Annotated in this window: 16 protein-coding genes and 1 tRNA gene; 9 read left to right on the top strand and 8 right to left on the bottom strand. The window is 57.4% G+C overall.

What is annotated here, in order from left to right; translation table 11 throughout:
* Positions 1-65: 65 nt before the first annotated feature.
* Positions 66-575, bottom strand: coding sequence for an SOS-induced cell division inhibitor SulA (gene sulA, locus ABLV04_RS01210; protein WP_023289052.1), 510 nt, complete (start codon positions 573-575; stop codon positions 66-68).
* Between the two features lie 25 nt (positions 576-600).
* Between sulA and ABLV04_RS01205 the strand changes: the two genes are divergently transcribed.
* Entirely contained in the window at positions 601-906 is a 306-nt protein-coding gene (locus ABLV04_RS01205; protein ID WP_158238131.1) for a hypothetical protein, read from the top strand.
* Positions 907-923: 17 nt separating this feature from the next.
* Positions 924-1,520: a TfoX/Sxy family DNA transformation protein gene (locus ABLV04_RS01200; RefSeq protein WP_023289053.1), complete on the top strand. Its 597-nt coding sequence runs from the start codon at positions 924-926 to the stop codon at positions 1,518-1,520.
* A 10-nt stretch (positions 1,521-1,530) separates the two neighbouring features.
* On the opposite strand, the gene yccS is transcribed toward ABLV04_RS01200, so the two are convergent.
* On the bottom strand, positions 1,531-3,666 hold the full coding sequence (yccS, locus tag ABLV04_RS01195) for a YccS family putative transporter (protein ID WP_044521942.1): 2,136 nt from the start codon (positions 3,664-3,666) through the stop codon (positions 1,531-1,533).
* Positions 3,667-3,683: 17 nt separating this feature from the next.
* Complete coding sequence (locus tag ABLV04_RS01190; RefSeq protein ID WP_004201437.1) at positions 3,684-4,130, bottom strand: YccF domain-containing protein; 447 nt, start codon at positions 4,128-4,130, stop codon at positions 3,684-3,686.
* A 124-nt stretch (positions 4,131-4,254) separates the two neighbouring features.
* On the opposite strand from ABLV04_RS01190, the gene helD reads away from it, so the two are divergent.
* Positions 4,255-6,309 (top strand): DNA helicase IV, encoded by a 2,055-nt coding sequence (gene helD, locus ABLV04_RS01185; protein WP_101861875.1) that lies wholly within the window; start codon positions 4,255-4,257, stop codon positions 6,307-6,309.
* 11 nt (positions 6,310-6,320) lie between these two features.
* Here helD and mgsA read toward each other — a convergent pair whose 3' ends face one another.
* Positions 6,321-6,779 (bottom strand): methylglyoxal synthase, encoded by a 459-nt coding sequence (gene mgsA / locus ABLV04_RS01180; protein ID WP_023289056.1) that lies wholly within the window; start codon positions 6,777-6,779, stop codon positions 6,321-6,323.
* A 154-nt stretch (positions 6,780-6,933) separates the two neighbouring features.
* Here mgsA and ABLV04_RS01175 point away from each other — a divergent pair, with 154 nt between their 5' ends.
* Entirely contained in the window at positions 6,934-7,347 is a 414-nt protein-coding gene (locus ABLV04_RS01175; RefSeq protein ID WP_023289057.1) for a CoA-binding protein, read from the top strand.
* Between the two features lie 28 nt (positions 7,348-7,375).
* Here ABLV04_RS01175 and hspQ read toward each other — a convergent pair whose 3' ends face one another.
* On the bottom strand, positions 7,376-7,693 hold the full coding sequence (gene hspQ / locus ABLV04_RS01170) for a heat shock protein HspQ (RefSeq protein WP_023289058.1): 318 nt from the start codon (positions 7,691-7,693) through the stop codon (positions 7,376-7,378).
* A 59-nt stretch (positions 7,694-7,752) separates the two neighbouring features.
* Complete coding sequence (rlmI, locus tag ABLV04_RS01165) at positions 7,753-8,955, bottom strand: 23S rRNA (cytosine(1962)-C(5))-methyltransferase RlmI (RefSeq protein WP_023289059.1); 1,203 nt, start codon at positions 8,953-8,955, stop codon at positions 7,753-7,755.
* A 190-nt stretch (positions 8,956-9,145) separates the two neighbouring features.
* Here rlmI and ABLV04_RS01160 point away from each other — a divergent pair, with 190 nt between their 5' ends.
* Genes ABLV04_RS01160 through yccX form a run of 3 tightly spaced genes read left to right on the top strand, consistent with a single transcriptional unit; the run spans position 9,146 to position 10,836 of the window.
* Positions 9,146-9,700, top strand: a complete 555-nt coding sequence (locus ABLV04_RS01160) for a YbhB/YbcL family Raf kinase inhibitor-like protein (protein ID WP_086075744.1) — start codon at positions 9,146-9,148, stop codon at positions 9,698-9,700.
* Positions 9,701-9,717: 17 nt separating this feature from the next.
* Positions 9,718-10,506 carry a helix-turn-helix transcriptional regulator gene (locus ABLV04_RS01155; protein ID WP_348815256.1) on the top strand — a complete coding sequence of 263 codons (789 nt, stop codon included), beginning with the start codon at positions 9,718-9,720 and terminating at the stop codon, positions 10,504-10,506.
* Between the two features lie 48 nt (positions 10,507-10,554).
* Positions 10,555-10,836 (top strand): acylphosphatase, encoded by a 282-nt coding sequence (gene yccX, locus ABLV04_RS01150; protein WP_004201446.1) that lies wholly within the window; start codon positions 10,555-10,557, stop codon positions 10,834-10,836.
* Here yccX and tusE read toward each other — a convergent pair.
* Both tusE and yccA read right to left on the bottom strand, forming a co-directional pair.
* Positions 10,833-11,162 (bottom strand): sulfurtransferase TusE, encoded by a 330-nt coding sequence (tusE, locus tag ABLV04_RS01145; RefSeq protein ID WP_050532900.1) that lies wholly within the window; start codon positions 11,160-11,162, stop codon positions 10,833-10,835. The two genes, yccX and tusE, sit on opposite strands and share 4 nt — an antisense overlap.
* An 87-nt stretch (positions 11,163-11,249) precedes the next feature.
* Positions 11,250-11,909, bottom strand: coding sequence for an FtsH protease modulator YccA (gene yccA / locus ABLV04_RS01140; RefSeq protein WP_002898458.1), 660 nt, complete (start codon positions 11,907-11,909; stop codon positions 11,250-11,252).
* A 268-nt stretch (positions 11,910-12,177) separates the two neighbouring features.
* On the opposite strand from yccA, the gene ABLV04_RS01135 reads away from it, so the two are divergent.
* Positions 12,178-13,830 (top strand): ABC transporter substrate-binding protein, encoded by a 1,653-nt coding sequence (locus ABLV04_RS01135; protein ID WP_348815254.1) that lies wholly within the window; start codon positions 12,178-12,180, stop codon positions 13,828-13,830.
* 119 nt (positions 13,831-13,949) lie between these two features.
* A tRNA-Ser gene (locus ABLV04_RS01130) sits at positions 13,950-14,037 on the top strand.
* Positions 14,038-14,041: the final 4 nt, after the last annotated feature.

Genomic DNA, 14,041 nt, shown 5'->3' with positions numbered 1-14,041 from the left:
GACCTTAAAAAACGCTGTGCCATTACTACCGGTAAAAAAAATTCCAGGAATAATCCTAATTTCACTCAATGATACAAATTTGAGTGAATTTTTAGCCCGCTGAGTTGTCTGCCGAGCGTGCCCTGATTTCGGACCGGGCGCATGATGAATCCCATCGCGCAGCCTTCCTGGGCTGCATGCACCAGACGCTCATGTTCGTCAGCGGTTAACTCCTCCGCCAGCCAGCAGATAACCACACTATAGTTACCGGTACGCAGGGCGCGGATCATCGAGTCTAAAGTGTGACTGGGGGAGAGCTGGCTAATTTGCATGACCTTAGACAGCGGCAGACCGGCGGACTGAACCCACTCGCGGCTAAGCTTTTGCTGCGGCGTAAGCCACAGCTGCCAGCGAGACTGTTGACCCAACTGCTGTAATAAAGGTAGCAACAACAACTGTGTCATCATGGGTTGATCTTCACGATAGACAATTTCACTGATCAGCCCATTGGCGGCCTGTTCGCCAGAACGATGAGCGTAGTGGGCTGCCGGAGCAGAGGCCTGTGCTGAACGGTTTGCATGAGCTGAAGTAAACATAGTCTATCCCGCCTGTAGTTACTGTATGCATATACAGTATATCCGCCAGGGGAAAAGATCAACCGCAATTTGTCATTTTGCTGGTGGAAATTTAATCGCTTTCAGCCATCCTGACGGTACAGGTTTGCGGCTACTCGCAACACCATCCTTAACACCGGCTAATCCTTTTTCTCCTGTCTGCCAGTTGCAGCAACAGCTGCAATTTTCTGAAAGCGTCTCGCAAAACCGCATTCTGGTGGAAAAGCAGGCAAAAATCATCTTGCTGCTGTCAGGGAAGTCCCTTATGTTTTCCCTTAGCGGATCCGTTAACAACTTAAGTTTAATTACATGATTCACAAAGGAATGATCATGAGAAAACTCGTATGTCCGCGGCTCCCGCAATTTCAGGCCTGCGTCTCTCCGCTGGGCCAACTTCACTCTCGCCCCCTGTTTGGCGGCTACAGCCTGGCTATCGAAGATACCGTGTTTGCGATGGTGGCAGAGGGGAATATTTATCTAAAGGCCTGCGAGCAGAGCGCTGCCTATCGGGTAGAACACCATAATCCTTTATTGATGCTGCGCCGACACGGGCGCATCGTGCCGCTAAAGTATTATCAAATCGACGATGCCTTGTGGCGCGATGAGAAACAGCTTTTCCGCTTGTCGCTGATGTCGTGGCAGAGCGCCCAGCGTGAAAAATATCGCCGCCGGTCGTCGGGACGCCTGAAGGATTTACCCAATATCAGTTTTCATATGGAATTGCAGCTGATTCACTCGGGCATACCAGACGTGTTAGCACTACGGGAGGTGGGCGCCCGCCAGGCCTGGCTAAAGCTGCGCGAGAACAATGCTTCCCTATCGCACAACGTCTTGCTGGCGCTGGAGGGGGCTATCGTTGGCGTTCATGCCGCCGCGCTCCCGACGCCACGGCGTCAGGAGCTTCTGGAATGGGCGTCTGCGCGCTAATGGACAACGGTTATTCCGTTTGAGCGTGTACCCGCTGCTGCAGGCGGCAGATTTCAGGCAACAGCGCCAGCAGCAGGCCAATCTGCTGTAGCACCAGGGGCTCTTTACTGTCCGCGCGAGGCTCCAGATGGTGGATCCGGCTTTGCAGGCTGGTCAACGCCTTCTGCACTCGCTGTTCATCCGCTGGGGTATGATGCAGGGCATCATCGACATAGCAGACCGCATCATCGAGCAGGGCGAGGATGTCCGGCGTGGACAGTTTTTCCCGATGCGCGCCGAGAGCGGAAATGTAGCTGGTGAAGGTATGATTGAGACACAGCAGGCGAAAGGCGGTCTCGCGCTGGGCGGCATCCGCCCGTGGTTCCGTCGACAAGTTCGAGACGACGGAAGCCAGCTCAGCATCGCGGTTGTAGGCGTCACGGCGTGCGACACGGTAGGCCAGCCGGTTGTCGCGGCCCTGGTGGTACTGCTCCAGGATGGCATCCAGATAACGGCAGTTCGCGTTTAGCGCCCGGTCCAGCGCCCGCGGCAGGTTGCGGAATTTCCAGTCCGGCCAGATGAAGCTGACCGCCGCCCAGGCGATGGCGCAGCCGATCAGCGTATCAATGATGCGCGGCAGCGCGACTTCAAAACCTTCGCCAAGCAGGTTAAAGCACAGCAGCACCAGCAGCGTGATAAACATGGTGGCATGGGCGTACTGCACGTTACGAAAGGCGAAGAACAGCACGCCGGTGAGGACGATCAGCAGCAGCTGCCCTTCAACCGACGGTACCAGCAGGAGGACCGGCAGGCCGATCGCCACCCCGACCAGCGTGCCGATGATCCGCAACGCCAGACGATGGCGGGTGGCGTTATAGTTCGGCTGACAGACGAACAAACTGGTCAGCAGGATCCAGTAGCCGTGCTGAAGACCGGTAAACTGGATGAAGGCATAGCCGGCGCAGAGCACCAGCGACATACGCACCGCGTGGCGAAAGAGGGCTGACTCTGGCGACATATTGCGCTGCAGGCGCAGCCAGATATCGTTCAGTCCGCCTAGCCTGTCGTCGGCCAGCAGCGTCTCTGTATTACTCCCGGCGGGCGCGGTGGTTTGCACCGATTCAATCGTGGCCAGCTGAGCATCAATGGCGCGCAGGTTATTGAGTAAATAGCCAAGGGCGTTGAGCTGCTCATCGGATGCGCCGCTGGCGCGTACGCGCTCAAGTGCCGCATCGAGATGCATAAACGCCCGTTCGAAATGGGCATCATGTTGATAGGGTTCGCGCAGCAGAATCGCCCGCGAGAGTTTCTGGCAGGCCTGCGCCTGCATCGAAAGCATGCGCTGGAAACGGAACATCACATCGCTGTAGCGGAACTGGTCGCGCAGGGTCTGGTACTGAATATGCGATGAGCTGGCGCGTTCATGAATATCCTGGGCCACAAAGTAATACTGCAGCGTACGACGAGTACCACGCTGTCCCCGGTCGCCTCGTAGTCGGGTCAACAGTGAGACCTTGGTTTGGTTAAGGGTCGCCACCAGTTGGCCGTTGGCGAGGGCCAGATCGTACAGCGGCGCCTGGCTCTCATCCTCAAGGTCTGGATCAAACAGCCGGGATTTGAGCTCCAGATAGCGGGCCAGTTGCTCATAGCTACGCGCCAGGTTGTCCTGCAGTGGACGAATTGGAAAAAGCAGATGGCCGGACAACGTCAGCAGGTTGTACCACACGGCTCCCGCCAGCAGGAACAACGGCTGCAGATACCAGTGATCGTACAGCGTGACGCCGAGCATGGTGTAGATGGCGATAAGCAGGGCGCCGAAGGCAATGGTCGCATAGCGCTGTCCGAGGCCGCCAAGCAAAATAAAGCCGATGGTAGACACGGTCAGACCAAGGGCAAACAGCGGCGGCCACGGAAACAGCAGCTCCACGGAGGCGGAGGCGATAAAAAAGCAAACCAGAGTAATGGCGAGGTTGCGCAGACGGCCCGCCAGACGGTCATCAAGGTCGGTCAGCGCCGCGGCCACGACGCCGAGGGTGAGGGGGATGGTCAGTTTGACTTCGCCGATCCACCAGGGAAACAACGTCGTGCCGCAGAGCGCAATAAAAATGCGTACGTTATAAAGCCAGGCGCTGTTCCAGGTGTAGCGGCGTAGCAGGGGGCTAATCATGTCCGTGTTCCGTTCGGTTACTGAAAGCGACGACGCGCATTGGCTTCGCGCGCGGCGCGCGCGGTTTCCACAGAGACGACCCGGCGACCCACCGGCCAGAGGGCGATGGCGGCGATTTTAAAATTAGCGATCCCCACCGGGATGCCAATGATAGTCAGGCATTGGGCGATGCCGCTGAAAATATGCATCAGGCACAACCACCAGCCGAAAAAAATGAACCACAGAATGTTCAGGATGGTGCCGCCGGCGTTCAGCAGGCTGTTTTGGCGACCTGGCTCGAGCTCATCAACATGAATCGCCTCGTTACCATAGGGAAATAACGAAAGGCGAGTGATTTCCCAGCAGGAACGAGTCAGCGGCAGCGTGACGATCAGCATAATGCTGACCAGGGTGGCGAGCAGCCAGCCTAAAGTGGTGGCGAAACCGCCAAGGATAAAGTTCAAAATATTCAGAATGGTACGCATAAAGCCTCGGTTTTGCCCTGTGGATAATAAGACCTGACAATTGTAACGTTTTTTTGCGCTGGAGCACCTGGTCCGGGGCGGTTAAACTGAAAAACAATCCACCCTGATTGAAAATCGACATTATATGGAACTTAAAGCGACAACATTGGGCAAACGCATGGCTCAGCATCCTTATGACAGGGTGCAGTTACTGAATGCCGGGGTAAAGGTTTCCGGCGATCGTCATGAGTATCTTATCCCTTTCAATCAGTTATTGTCAGTGCATTGTAAGCGCGGTCTGGTCTGGGGCGAACTGGAGTTTGTGCTGCCGGACGATAAAGTCGTGCGTTTGCACGGTACCGAATGGAGCGAAACGCAGCGCTTTTATCACCATTTACACACGCTCTGGCAGCAGTGGAGCACGGAAATGAGCGATATCGCCGCCGGGGTGCTGAAGCAGCAGCTGACAGCTATCGAACGCACCCGGGCAGAAGGTAAGTGGCTGACGCGTCAGCAGGTGGCGGATGTTCAGGATAATATTCGCCATGCGTTAACCGGGCTGCCGATGCCCACCAGCCGGCTTGACGCCTTTGATAACTGCCGGGAGCTGTGGCGGGAATGTCAGCGCTGGTTAGGGGATATTGAAGCGGCGCGTCAGGCCCATAACCAGGCCTTTACCGAGGCGATGCTGGAACAGTATCGCGGCTTTTTTAACGGAGTGGAATCCTCCCCGCTCAATCCGTCGCAGGCGCGAGCGGTGGTGAACGGCGAGCACTCCCTGCTGGTGCTGGCGGGAGCGGGCAGTGGTAAAACCTCGGTGCTGGTGGCTCGAGCGGGCTGGCTGCTGGCGCGGGGAGAAGCGGCGGCAGAGCAAATTCTGCTGCTGGCATTTGGCCGCCAGGCGGCGCAGGAGATGGATGAGCGGATCCGCGAGCGTCTGGCATCAGACGATATTACCGCCCGCACCTTCCACTCGCTGGCGCTGCATATTATCCAGCAGGGCAGCAAAAAAGTGCCCACCATCAGTAAGCTGGAAAGCGATACTGCGGCCCGCCACGCATTGCTGCTGAAAAGCTGGCAAAAGCAGTGCCAGGAGAAAAAAGCGCAGGCGAAAGGCTGGCGCCTGTGGCTGGAAGAGGAGATGGGCTGGCAACTGCCGGAGGGGGACTTCTGGCAGGATAAAAAGGTGCAGCGGCGGATGGCCAGCCGGCTTGACCGCTGGGTCAGCCTGATGCGCATGCACGGCGGCTCCCAGGCAGAGATGATCGCCGGCGCGCCGGATGCGGTACGCGATCTGTTCAGTAAACGGGTGAAGCTGATGTCGCCCCTGCTGAAAGAGTGGAAGGCGGCGCTGAAGGCGGAGAATGCAGTCGATTTTTCCGGCCTGATCCATCAGGCGGTCAATATTCTCGATAAAGGCCGCTTCGTTAGCCCGTGGAAACACATTCTGGTGGATGAATTTCAGGATATTTCGCCGCAGCGAGCCTCGCTGCTGGCCGCGTTACGCCGGCAAAATAGCCAAACCACGCTCTTTGCCGTTGGCGATGACTGGCAGGCGATTTACCGGTTCAGCGGGGCGCAGCTCTCCCTGACCACCGCGTTCAACCACTACTTTGGCGAAGGGGACTGCTGTGCGCTGGATACCACCTATCGCTTTAACGGGCGTATCGGCGAAATAGCCAATGGTTTTATCCAGCAGAATCCGCATCAGTTAAGCAAACCGCTGAACAGCCTGACCGCGGGAGATAAAAAGGCCGTCACTTTGTTAGCCGACGATAAGCTGGACGATCTTCTGGATAAATTGAGCGGTTACGTTAAGCCCGAGCAGCGGATCCTTCTGCTTGCCCGCTACCATCATCTGAAGCCCGAGGCGCTTGATAAAGCGGCGACGCGCTGGCCGCACCTCCAGCTTGATTTTATGACTATTCACGCCAGCAAAGGTCAACAGGCCGACTATGTCATTGTGCTGGGACTGCAGGAGGGAGTGGATGCGTTTCCGGCTCCAGCGCGCGAGTCGATCATAGAGGAGGCGCTCCTGCCGCAACCGGAAGATTTTCCGGATGCGGAGGAACGTCGACTGCTGTACGTGGCCATAACCCGTGCCCGTCACCGGGTGTGGCTGTTATTTAACAAGGCGCAACCGTCGCCGTTTGTCGAGATCCTGCAGGCGCTGGATGTGCCTGTGGCCAGAAAGCCGTGATCGCGGTTCGATTATTTCAGGCGCTCGGCAAGATATCGCGGATAATCCGGGATCAGAATATCGAGCGGTTCAGCGAAGTGCGGCGACTGGATAATAAAGTCAGCGGTGGAGACGTTAGTGGCGACCGGAATGTTCCAGACCGTGGCCAGACGCAGCAAGGCTTTGACATCCGGGTCGTGGGGAACGGCGTTCAGCGGATCCCAGAAGAAGATCAGCACGTCGATTTTCCCTTCTGAAATGAGGGCACCCACCTGCTGGTCGCCGCCCATCGGGCCGCTCAGCATGGCATTGACCTCCAGCCCGGTAGCCCGGGAGACCAGGTTGCCGGTAGTGCCGGTGGCGTACAAAACATGTTGCGCCAGCAGCGCCTGATGGCGAGCAACCCATTTCATCAGCATATCTTTACAGTGATCGTGAGCCACCAGCGCGATATGTTTTTGCGCAGGCAGGGTACGTGTTGTCAGTTCCATATTTTCATTCCGCATTTTGACCTGCTGACAGATTACTGAATGTGGCTGTCGCTGCAAGCATCAGGGATGAAAATTTTGCTGAATCTGCGGGTTAGCCTGGATGGCCCCCTGCTGCGGATTAGCATACACTTAGGTGAAATAGCAGGAGGAAACCATGAAAGAGAACGATATTGCCGAAATCCTGACCTCGACACGGACGATTGCGCTGGTCGGTGCCAGCGACAAACCTGACCGTCCTAGCTACCGGGTCATGAAGTATCTGCTGGATCAGGGGTATCACGTTATCCCGGTTTCGCCGAAGGTGGCAGGCAAGACGCTGTTGGGGCAGCAGGGCTATGGAACGCTTGCCGATGTTCCGGAAAAGGTCGACATGGTTGATGTCTTCCGTAATTCAGAAGCGGCATGGGGCGTGGCGCAGGAGGCGATTGCTATCGGCGCGAAAACGCTGTGGCTGCAGCTGGGGGTGATCAATGAACAGGCCGCGGTGCTGGCCCGAGAAGCCGGGTTAAACGTGGTGATGGATCGTTGTCCGGCCATTGAGCTACCGCGACTGGGATTAGCAAAATAACAAAAAACCCCGCCTGGCGGGGTTTTGTTTAATTGCGAAGGCGCGGCGCCTGCAACTGCTGACGAATTGTTTTGGCCAGCTCGTCGAGGGACGGCTGCTCCGGATGTTCGTCGCGGGGTTCGCTGCTCAGCTGCGCTTCTGCCAGATAGGTGTGGATGGGTTGGCCATCATCATCTTCCATCACTACATGGTACCAGGGGGCCGCGCGCAGTTCGTCATTGGCGGCAATTTCATCCTCTTCCGGTTCCGCGAGCGAGTACTCGGGATCGACATCGACGATGACGCCCAGGTAGCCCAAGAGCGTATGGCGGACCTGTTGGCCGATACCGAATTTGCTGGCTATCATAGGCACCTCCTGGGAAACATGAATACTCCCTATATGAGGCTCATGTTTCGTTTTTCAAGTTACATGACGCGACAGGCAAACCCCTTCAGATACAGCCCTTCCGGATAGGTTGCGATCACCGGATGGTCGGCAGCCTGACGGAACTGTTCTATAAATTGTACATCACGTCCGGCATCAATTGCGGAATCCGCGATGATTTTCTGAAATAAATCGGTGGTCATCAGGCCGGAGCAGGAGAAGGTCAGCAGCACGCCGCCGGGGTTCAGCAGCTGGATCGCCAGCATATTGATATCTTTATAGCCACGGCAGGCGCCCATCAACTGGCTTTTATTTTCTACGAATTTCGGCGGATCCATCACGATGACGTCGAATTTCTCCCCTTGATCGCGGTATTTACGCAACAGTTTGAACACGTCGTCGCGCACAAACTCCGCTTTGGACAGATCCAGTCCGTTGAGCTCCACGTTCTGGCGCGCAACGTCGAGCGCTTCCTGCGAGGTATCCACGCTGGTGACCTGGCGGCAGCCGCCCATCAGCGCTGACACCGCAAAGCCGCCGGTATAAGAGAAGCAGTTCAGCACCCGTTTGTCCGCCACGTAGCGACGGGTCGCCAGGCGACTGTCGCGCTGGTCGAGGTAATAGCCGGTTTTGTGCCCGCCCTGGATATCGACCAACAGCTTCATGCCGTGCTCAGCGATCGGCAGCAGCGCTGGCGGCAGTTCGCCCACTACCGGCCCCTGGGCCAGCTCCAGCCCCTCTTTTTTACGCACCGCGACATCGCTGCGATCGTAAATGGCGCAGTCCGGGAACAGGCTCTGCAGGGCGCTGATGATGGCGGCGCGCTGGTATTCGGCGCCTGCGCTGAGGAGCTGCAGTACGAAAAAGTTGCCAAAGCGGTCGATTGTCACGCCCGGCAGCCCATCGGACTCGCCGGCGATCAGACGGTAGCTGTCGAGACCATCGCGCTCGGCCAGCCAGGCACGCCAGGTTTGCGCCTGCTGCAGGCGGCGTTCAAAGAAGGCGTTATCAATGGCTTCGTTGCGATCGAAGGTCCACACGCGGGCGCGGATCTGCGACGACGGCGAATAAGCGCCGCGGGCCAGCCATTTTCCCTGATGGTCAACGATATCGATGGTTTCACCGCTGCGGGCTTTACCTTCCATGCGGGCGACGCCGCCGGAGAAAATCCACGGATGGCGACGCAGCAGGGATTTCTCGCGTCCTTTGGCTAACACTAAGCGGGGGAATAGGGAATCTGTCATGGAGCTACCTTTAAGCAACGGGAATGTCGGCACCGAAAAATGGCGCGTAGATTAGCACACCTGGCGCATACAAGCATCTTTCCCCCGCCAGGCGCGGTTGAGCGTTTCGGCACAAAATGCAGGCGCTTCAGCACATTCACTTTGCGCGGCGTTTCATACTCTGTCTTCTCACCCCCAGGAGGAGAAGACGATGAAAACAGGTATGCGGATAGTTGTGGCGATGGTTGCGGCAGTGAGCAGTGGCGCGATGGCTGCGCCGTTTAGCGTGAGCAGCAATGATATGCGTGACGGGCAGCCGCTGGCCCAGAAGCACTGGTTTACCGGTTTCGGCTGCACAGGAGGCAATGTCTCTCCACAGCTGGCATGGAAAAACGCCCCGGCAGGCACGCGCAGCTTCGCGGTCACCGTCCGGGATCCTGATGCACCTACCGGCAGCGGCTGGTGGCACTGGACGTTAGTCAATATTGCCAGCAGCGTCTCTTCTCTGCCCGCTGGCGCGGGAGATAAAAACAGCGCTACACTGCCGAACGGAGCGGTACAGGGCCGCAACGATTTTGGCTATGCCGGCTTCGGCGGCGCCTGCCCGCCGGCGGGAGATAAACCGCATCGCTACCGTTTTACGGTGTGGGCGCTGGATATCCCCACGCTGCCGGTGAACGCCGATGCCAGCGGGGCGCTGGTCGGGTATCTGTTACACAGCCATGCTCTCGCCAGCGCCCAGTTGACGGCGACGGCCGGGCGCTAAAATAAAAGGTTGGTCGGATGGAGAGTATTCATTTTCAGCATAACGCCCTGACCGCCGCGGAGATCACCACCCGACGGCTATGCAGGCTGCATCGGGTGCGTCTGTTCGCCCCGGCGCTCTGTCGGGTAAAGCGCGGCCGCAAGGTGATTGTGCAAGGGGAGAGCCGGGTGCTGGCGACCCCGCAACAGCTGATTGTTTTGCCGGCTGACGTTGAGCTGGAGGTGATTAACCAGCCGGAGAATGGCCTCTTTTGCTCCGATCTGCTGTCGCTGACGCCCGAGCTGTTGACGGCGTTCAAGACCCGCTATGTCAGTGAACCACCGCCCGGGCGTCTGACCTCGCTCTGCGCCCCGGTGACGACTGAGCTGGCGTTTATGTGGCAAAGCGTTCTGCAGGCGGTGCGGGAAGGCTTGTCCCCCTCTCTGCAGCAGCATCAGACCATGGGCCTGCTGCTGGCCTTGCACGAGGCGGGTTATGCCGGCCCGCTGCTCGTCGAGCGGCAGCAGGATCTGTCGGCGCAGGTTCGACAACTGGTCATGCTGTCGCCAGCGCAAGCGTGGAGCGTGTCGCGGGTGGCGAAAATGCTCTTTCTCGGCGAGTCCACGCTGCGCCGTCGGCTGCAGCAGGAATCGCAGAGTTTTCGCCAGATTGTCGAGGAGGTGCGGATGGCCCATGCCCTGGGGCAGCTGCAGACCACTTCGCGGCCCATCGGGGAAATTGCGCAGAACAGCGGATATCAGTCGGGATCGCGCTTTACCGCGCGCTTCCGTCAGCACTATGGTTTACTGCCAAAGCACGTACGCTGAATGAATTTGCTATCCTCAGCGTAAAGGGTGAGCGAAAAGGAGACGATGATGGCCAGTATCTGCACGATGGCATGGGTTTACGGTTCGGTTCAGGGCGTAGGGTTTCGCTATTCGACACAGCGGGAAGCGCTGCAGCTGGGATTGACCGGCTATGCCCGTAATCTGGACGACGGCGGCGTGGAAGTGCTTGCCTGCGGCGAGGCGGAGCAGGTGGAGAAACTCATCGCCTGGCTGAAAGCCGGTGGGCCGCGCAGCGCGCGGGTTGACCGAGTGTTGACTGAACCCCATCAACCCACCCGCAGCTGGGACAAGTTCGCGATCCTCTATTAGATGCACTTCACCGGCTTCGGCAGACCGGCGATTTTGGTCGCTTGTTTGGCGGGGCCTTTCGGAAACAGGCGATAGAGATAGCGGCTGTTGCCTTTCTCTTCGCCAAACTTGTTGGCCATCGCCTTTACCAGCATGCGGATCGCTGGCGAGGTGTTGAATTCAAGGTAAAACTCGCGCACAAAGCGCACCACTTCCCAGTGCTCAACGGTGAGCGTTATCCCTTCCTGCGCGGCGATGACGTCGGCCATCGCCTCGCTCCACTGGGTGGTATCTTTCAGATAGCCTTCGCTATCCGTCTCAATTTCGTTGCCTTCAAAAATAAACATAATTTTTCACATACCGCCTGAAACTGGCCGCAGTGTAGCAAAAAAAAAGGCCCCGCATAAGCGAGGCCTTTGTTAGCAGGGGAACGGTTAGTCCCGGCTGGCGAAGCCCAGGATGCTCAGCAGGCTGACAAAGATGTTGTACAGCGAGACATACAGGCTGACCGTGGCGCGAATGTAGTTGGTTTCACCACCGCGGATGATGTTGCTGGTCTCGAACAGGATGGCGCCCGAAGAGATCAGGATGAACACCGCGCTAATCGCCAGGTGCAGCGCCGGCAGCTGCAGGAACAGGTTAGCGACCATACCAATCAGCACCACGACCACGCCGGCCATCAGCATCCCACCGAGGAAAGACATATCTTTGCGCGTCGTCAGCACGTAGGCCGAGCAGCAGAAGAAGACCAGCGCCGTACCGCCCAGCGCCAGGCCGATCAAATCGCCCATGCCGGCAGAAAGGTACGCGTTCAGCATCGGTCCAAGGATATAGCCGAGGAACCCGGTGAAGGCGAAGGCGGAAATAATCCCGGTGGGCTTATTCGCCGTTTTATAGGTCAGGAACATCAGACCGTACATCCCCACGAGGGTTAAAATCAGCCCCGGGGAAGGAAGCATCAGCACCGTGCTGGCGGTAGCGGTGATGGCGGAAAACGCCAGCGTCAGGCTGAGCAGGAAGTAGGTGTTACGCAGAACCTTGTGCGTGCTGAGCAGCGAGGAACGGTCACGCGATGATGTAATTATGCGATCCATGAGTCACTCTCTTATGACAGATGTAATTAGGTATAAAGAATAAGAAAAACAAGCGTGAAGCCCTAATGCTTTTACCCATCTTTACTTAGCTTTTGCCGCTTTTGACTAGCATAAAATTCTGCATGGATTGGAAAAAGCGATATGTTTTCGCGTTTCGCTTCGGTGAGCCGATCGAAATCTTATAGGTTACTGAAAAATATTGCTTTATTGAAATTCTGCGACTAAGTGTGGAAGGGGGAATAACTCCGTACGTTAAAGGCAAAGGGAAATGACATTACATCAAAACAATCACATCACGCGAACGCTGCTGGCAGTCAGTATGATAGCAATGATCGGCGGGGCGCAGGCGGCGGAGGTGCCGCCGGGCACCCAGCTGGCGGAAAAGCAGGAGCTGGTCAGAAATAACGGCAGTGAACCAGCCTCGCTCGATCCGCACAAAGTCGAGAGCGACGTTGAAAATAATATTATTAGCGATCTCTTCGAAGGTCTGGTCAGCGTATCGCCTGCGGGGGCGGTCGAGCCCCGGCTGGCGGAACGCTGGGAAAACAAGGACAACCAGCTGTGGACCTTCCATTTACGTCCCGGTCTGACCTGGTCCGACGGCACGGCCATCACGGCGCAGGATATCGTCTGGAGCTGGCAACGGCTGGTCTCGCCGGCCACCGCCTCCCCCTATGCAAGCTACCCCGGCAATATGCATATCACCAACGCCCGAGAGATTGCCCTGGGGCAAAAGGGCCCCGAGACGCTGGGGGTGAAAGCCCTAAACGACACCACGCTGCAGGTCACCCTGACTCAGCCGAATGCTGCCTTCCTGGCGATGCTGGCGCACCCCGCGCTGGTGCCGATCGACAAAGTGCTGGTGGAGCGTTTTGCCGATAAATGGACCCGGCCAGAGCATATCGTCACCAGCGGGCCCTATAAGCTGACCCAATGGGTGGTGAATGAACGGCTGGTGGCTGAACGTAATGTGAAGTACTGGGACAATGCGCACACGGTTATCAATAAAGTCACTTACCTGCCAGTCTCTTCCGAGGCCGCCGATGTCAATCGCTACAAAGCGGGGGAGATCGATATTGTTTACACGGTGCCGATCAATCAGTTTGCGCAGTTGCAGAAAACCATGGGCGACCAGCTGGACGTTTCGCCACAGTTGGCGACCTATTACTACGAGTTCAATACCACCCGGCCGCCGTTTAACGACGCGCGCGTGCGTCGGGCGCTGAATATGGCGCTTGATAAAGATATCATTGCCGGAAAAGTACTCGGCCAGGGCCAGCGCCCGGCCTGGGTGATCAGTCAGCCGGATATTGGCGGCGTGACGCTACACAGCCCGGACTATGCCAGCTGGCCGCGCGAGAAGCGGATTGCCGAGGCGAAAAAACTGCTGGCGCAGGCAGGGTACGATGAGCGGCACCCACTGGTCTTTACCCTGCTATATAACACCTACGAGTCACATCAGCGCATCGCCATCGCCGCCAGCTCTATGTGGAAGAAAAACCTCGGCGTCGAGGTGAAGCTGCAGAACCAGGAGTGGAAGACGATGCTGGATACGATGCATACGCATAATTTTGACGCCGTCCGCTACGCGTGGATTGCCGACTACGACGATGCCGCCTCCTTCCTCAATACCTTCCGCACCGGGGATAGCGAGAACACCAGTCAGTACAGCAACCCGGCTTACGATGAGGCGCTGCACAACGCGGCGAAAGCCACCGACGTGGCGACCCGCGGCAAATACTATCAGCAGGCGGAAGATCTGCTGGCGCAGGATGTTCCCGCCATTCCGGTCTATCACTATGTGCGTACCCATTTAGTGAAGCCCTGGGTGGGCGGCTTCACGCCGGACAAACTGGGGTACTACTACACCAAAGATATGTACATAAAGAAACTGCCGTCCGCGAGCGGCGATGGGCGCTGATTTTCTGTGCGAACTGCCTGAAATTCAGACGAATAACACAGATTTGTTTGTTTTTAAGGCAGTTGAACAAAATGGTGCTTTACAGCATCCGCCGAGGTGTTTATAGTGCGCCTCACACCGGAAGTGTGGCCGAGCGGTTGAAGGCACCGGTCTTGAAAACCGGCGACCCGAAAGGGTTCCAGAGTTCGAATCTCTGCGCTTCCGCCATATA

The sequence above is a fragment of the Klebsiella sp. JN_Kp127 genome (genome assembly GCF_040062505.1).
Classification (GTDB): domain Bacteria; phylum Pseudomonadota; class Gammaproteobacteria; order Enterobacterales; family Enterobacteriaceae; genus Klebsiella; species Klebsiella quasipneumoniae.
This window is presented reverse-complemented; position numbering and strand designations above follow the sequence as displayed.

What these genes read in the sequence shown, in the direction of transcription:
- ABLV04_RS01135 (WP_348815254.1), top strand. Translation starts at nt 12,178, where the DNA reads ATGACATTACATCAAAACAATCACATCACGCGAACGCTGCTGGCAGTC.
- yccA (WP_002898458.1), bottom strand. Translation starts at nt 11,909, where the DNA reads ATGGATCGCATAATTACATCATCGCGTGACCGTTCCTCGCTGCTCAGC.
- ABLV04_RS01155 (WP_348815256.1), top strand. Translation starts at nt 9,718, where the DNA reads ATGGAGAGTATTCATTTTCAGCATAACGCCCTGACCGCCGCGGAGATC.
- yccS (WP_044521942.1), bottom strand. Translation starts at nt 3,666, where the DNA reads ATGATTAGCCCCCTGCTACGCCGCTACACCTGGAACAGCGCCTGGCTT.
- hspQ (WP_023289058.1), bottom strand. Translation starts at nt 7,693, where the DNA reads ATGATAGCCAGCAAATTCGGTATCGGCCAACAGGTCCGCCATACGCTC.
- yccX (WP_004201446.1), top strand. Translation starts at nt 10,555, where the DNA reads ATGGCCAGTATCTGCACGATGGCATGGGTTTACGGTTCGGTTCAGGGC.
- tusE (WP_050532900.1), bottom strand. Translation starts at nt 11,162, where the DNA reads ATGTTTATTTTTGAAGGCAACGAAATTGAGACGGATAGCGAAGGCTAT.
- ABLV04_RS01190 (WP_004201437.1), bottom strand. Translation starts at nt 4,130, where the DNA reads ATGCGTACCATTCTGAATATTTTGAACTTTATCCTTGGCGGTTTCGCC.
- helD (WP_101861875.1), top strand. Translation starts at nt 4,255, where the DNA reads ATGGAACTTAAAGCGACAACATTGGGCAAACGCATGGCTCAGCATCCT.
- sulA (WP_023289052.1), bottom strand. Translation starts at nt 575, where the DNA reads ATGTTTACTTCAGCTCATGCAAACCGTTCAGCACAGGCCTCTGCTCCG.
- ABLV04_RS01200 (WP_023289053.1), top strand. Translation starts at nt 924, where the DNA reads ATGAGAAAACTCGTATGTCCGCGGCTCCCGCAATTTCAGGCCTGCGTC.
- ABLV04_RS01205 (WP_158238131.1), top strand. Translation starts at nt 601, where the DNA reads ATGCATATACAGTATATCCGCCAGGGGAAAAGATCAACCGCAATTTGT.
- mgsA (WP_023289056.1), bottom strand. Translation starts at nt 6,779, where the DNA reads ATGGAACTGACAACACGTACCCTGCCTGCGCAAAAACATATCGCGCTG.
- ABLV04_RS01175 (WP_023289057.1), top strand. Translation starts at nt 6,934, where the DNA reads ATGAAAGAGAACGATATTGCCGAAATCCTGACCTCGACACGGACGATT.
- rlmI (WP_023289059.1), bottom strand. Translation starts at nt 8,955, where the DNA reads ATGACAGATTCCCTATTCCCCCGCTTAGTGTTAGCCAAAGGACGCGAG.
- ABLV04_RS01160 (WP_086075744.1), top strand. Translation starts at nt 9,146, where the DNA reads ATGAAAACAGGTATGCGGATAGTTGTGGCGATGGTTGCGGCAGTGAGC.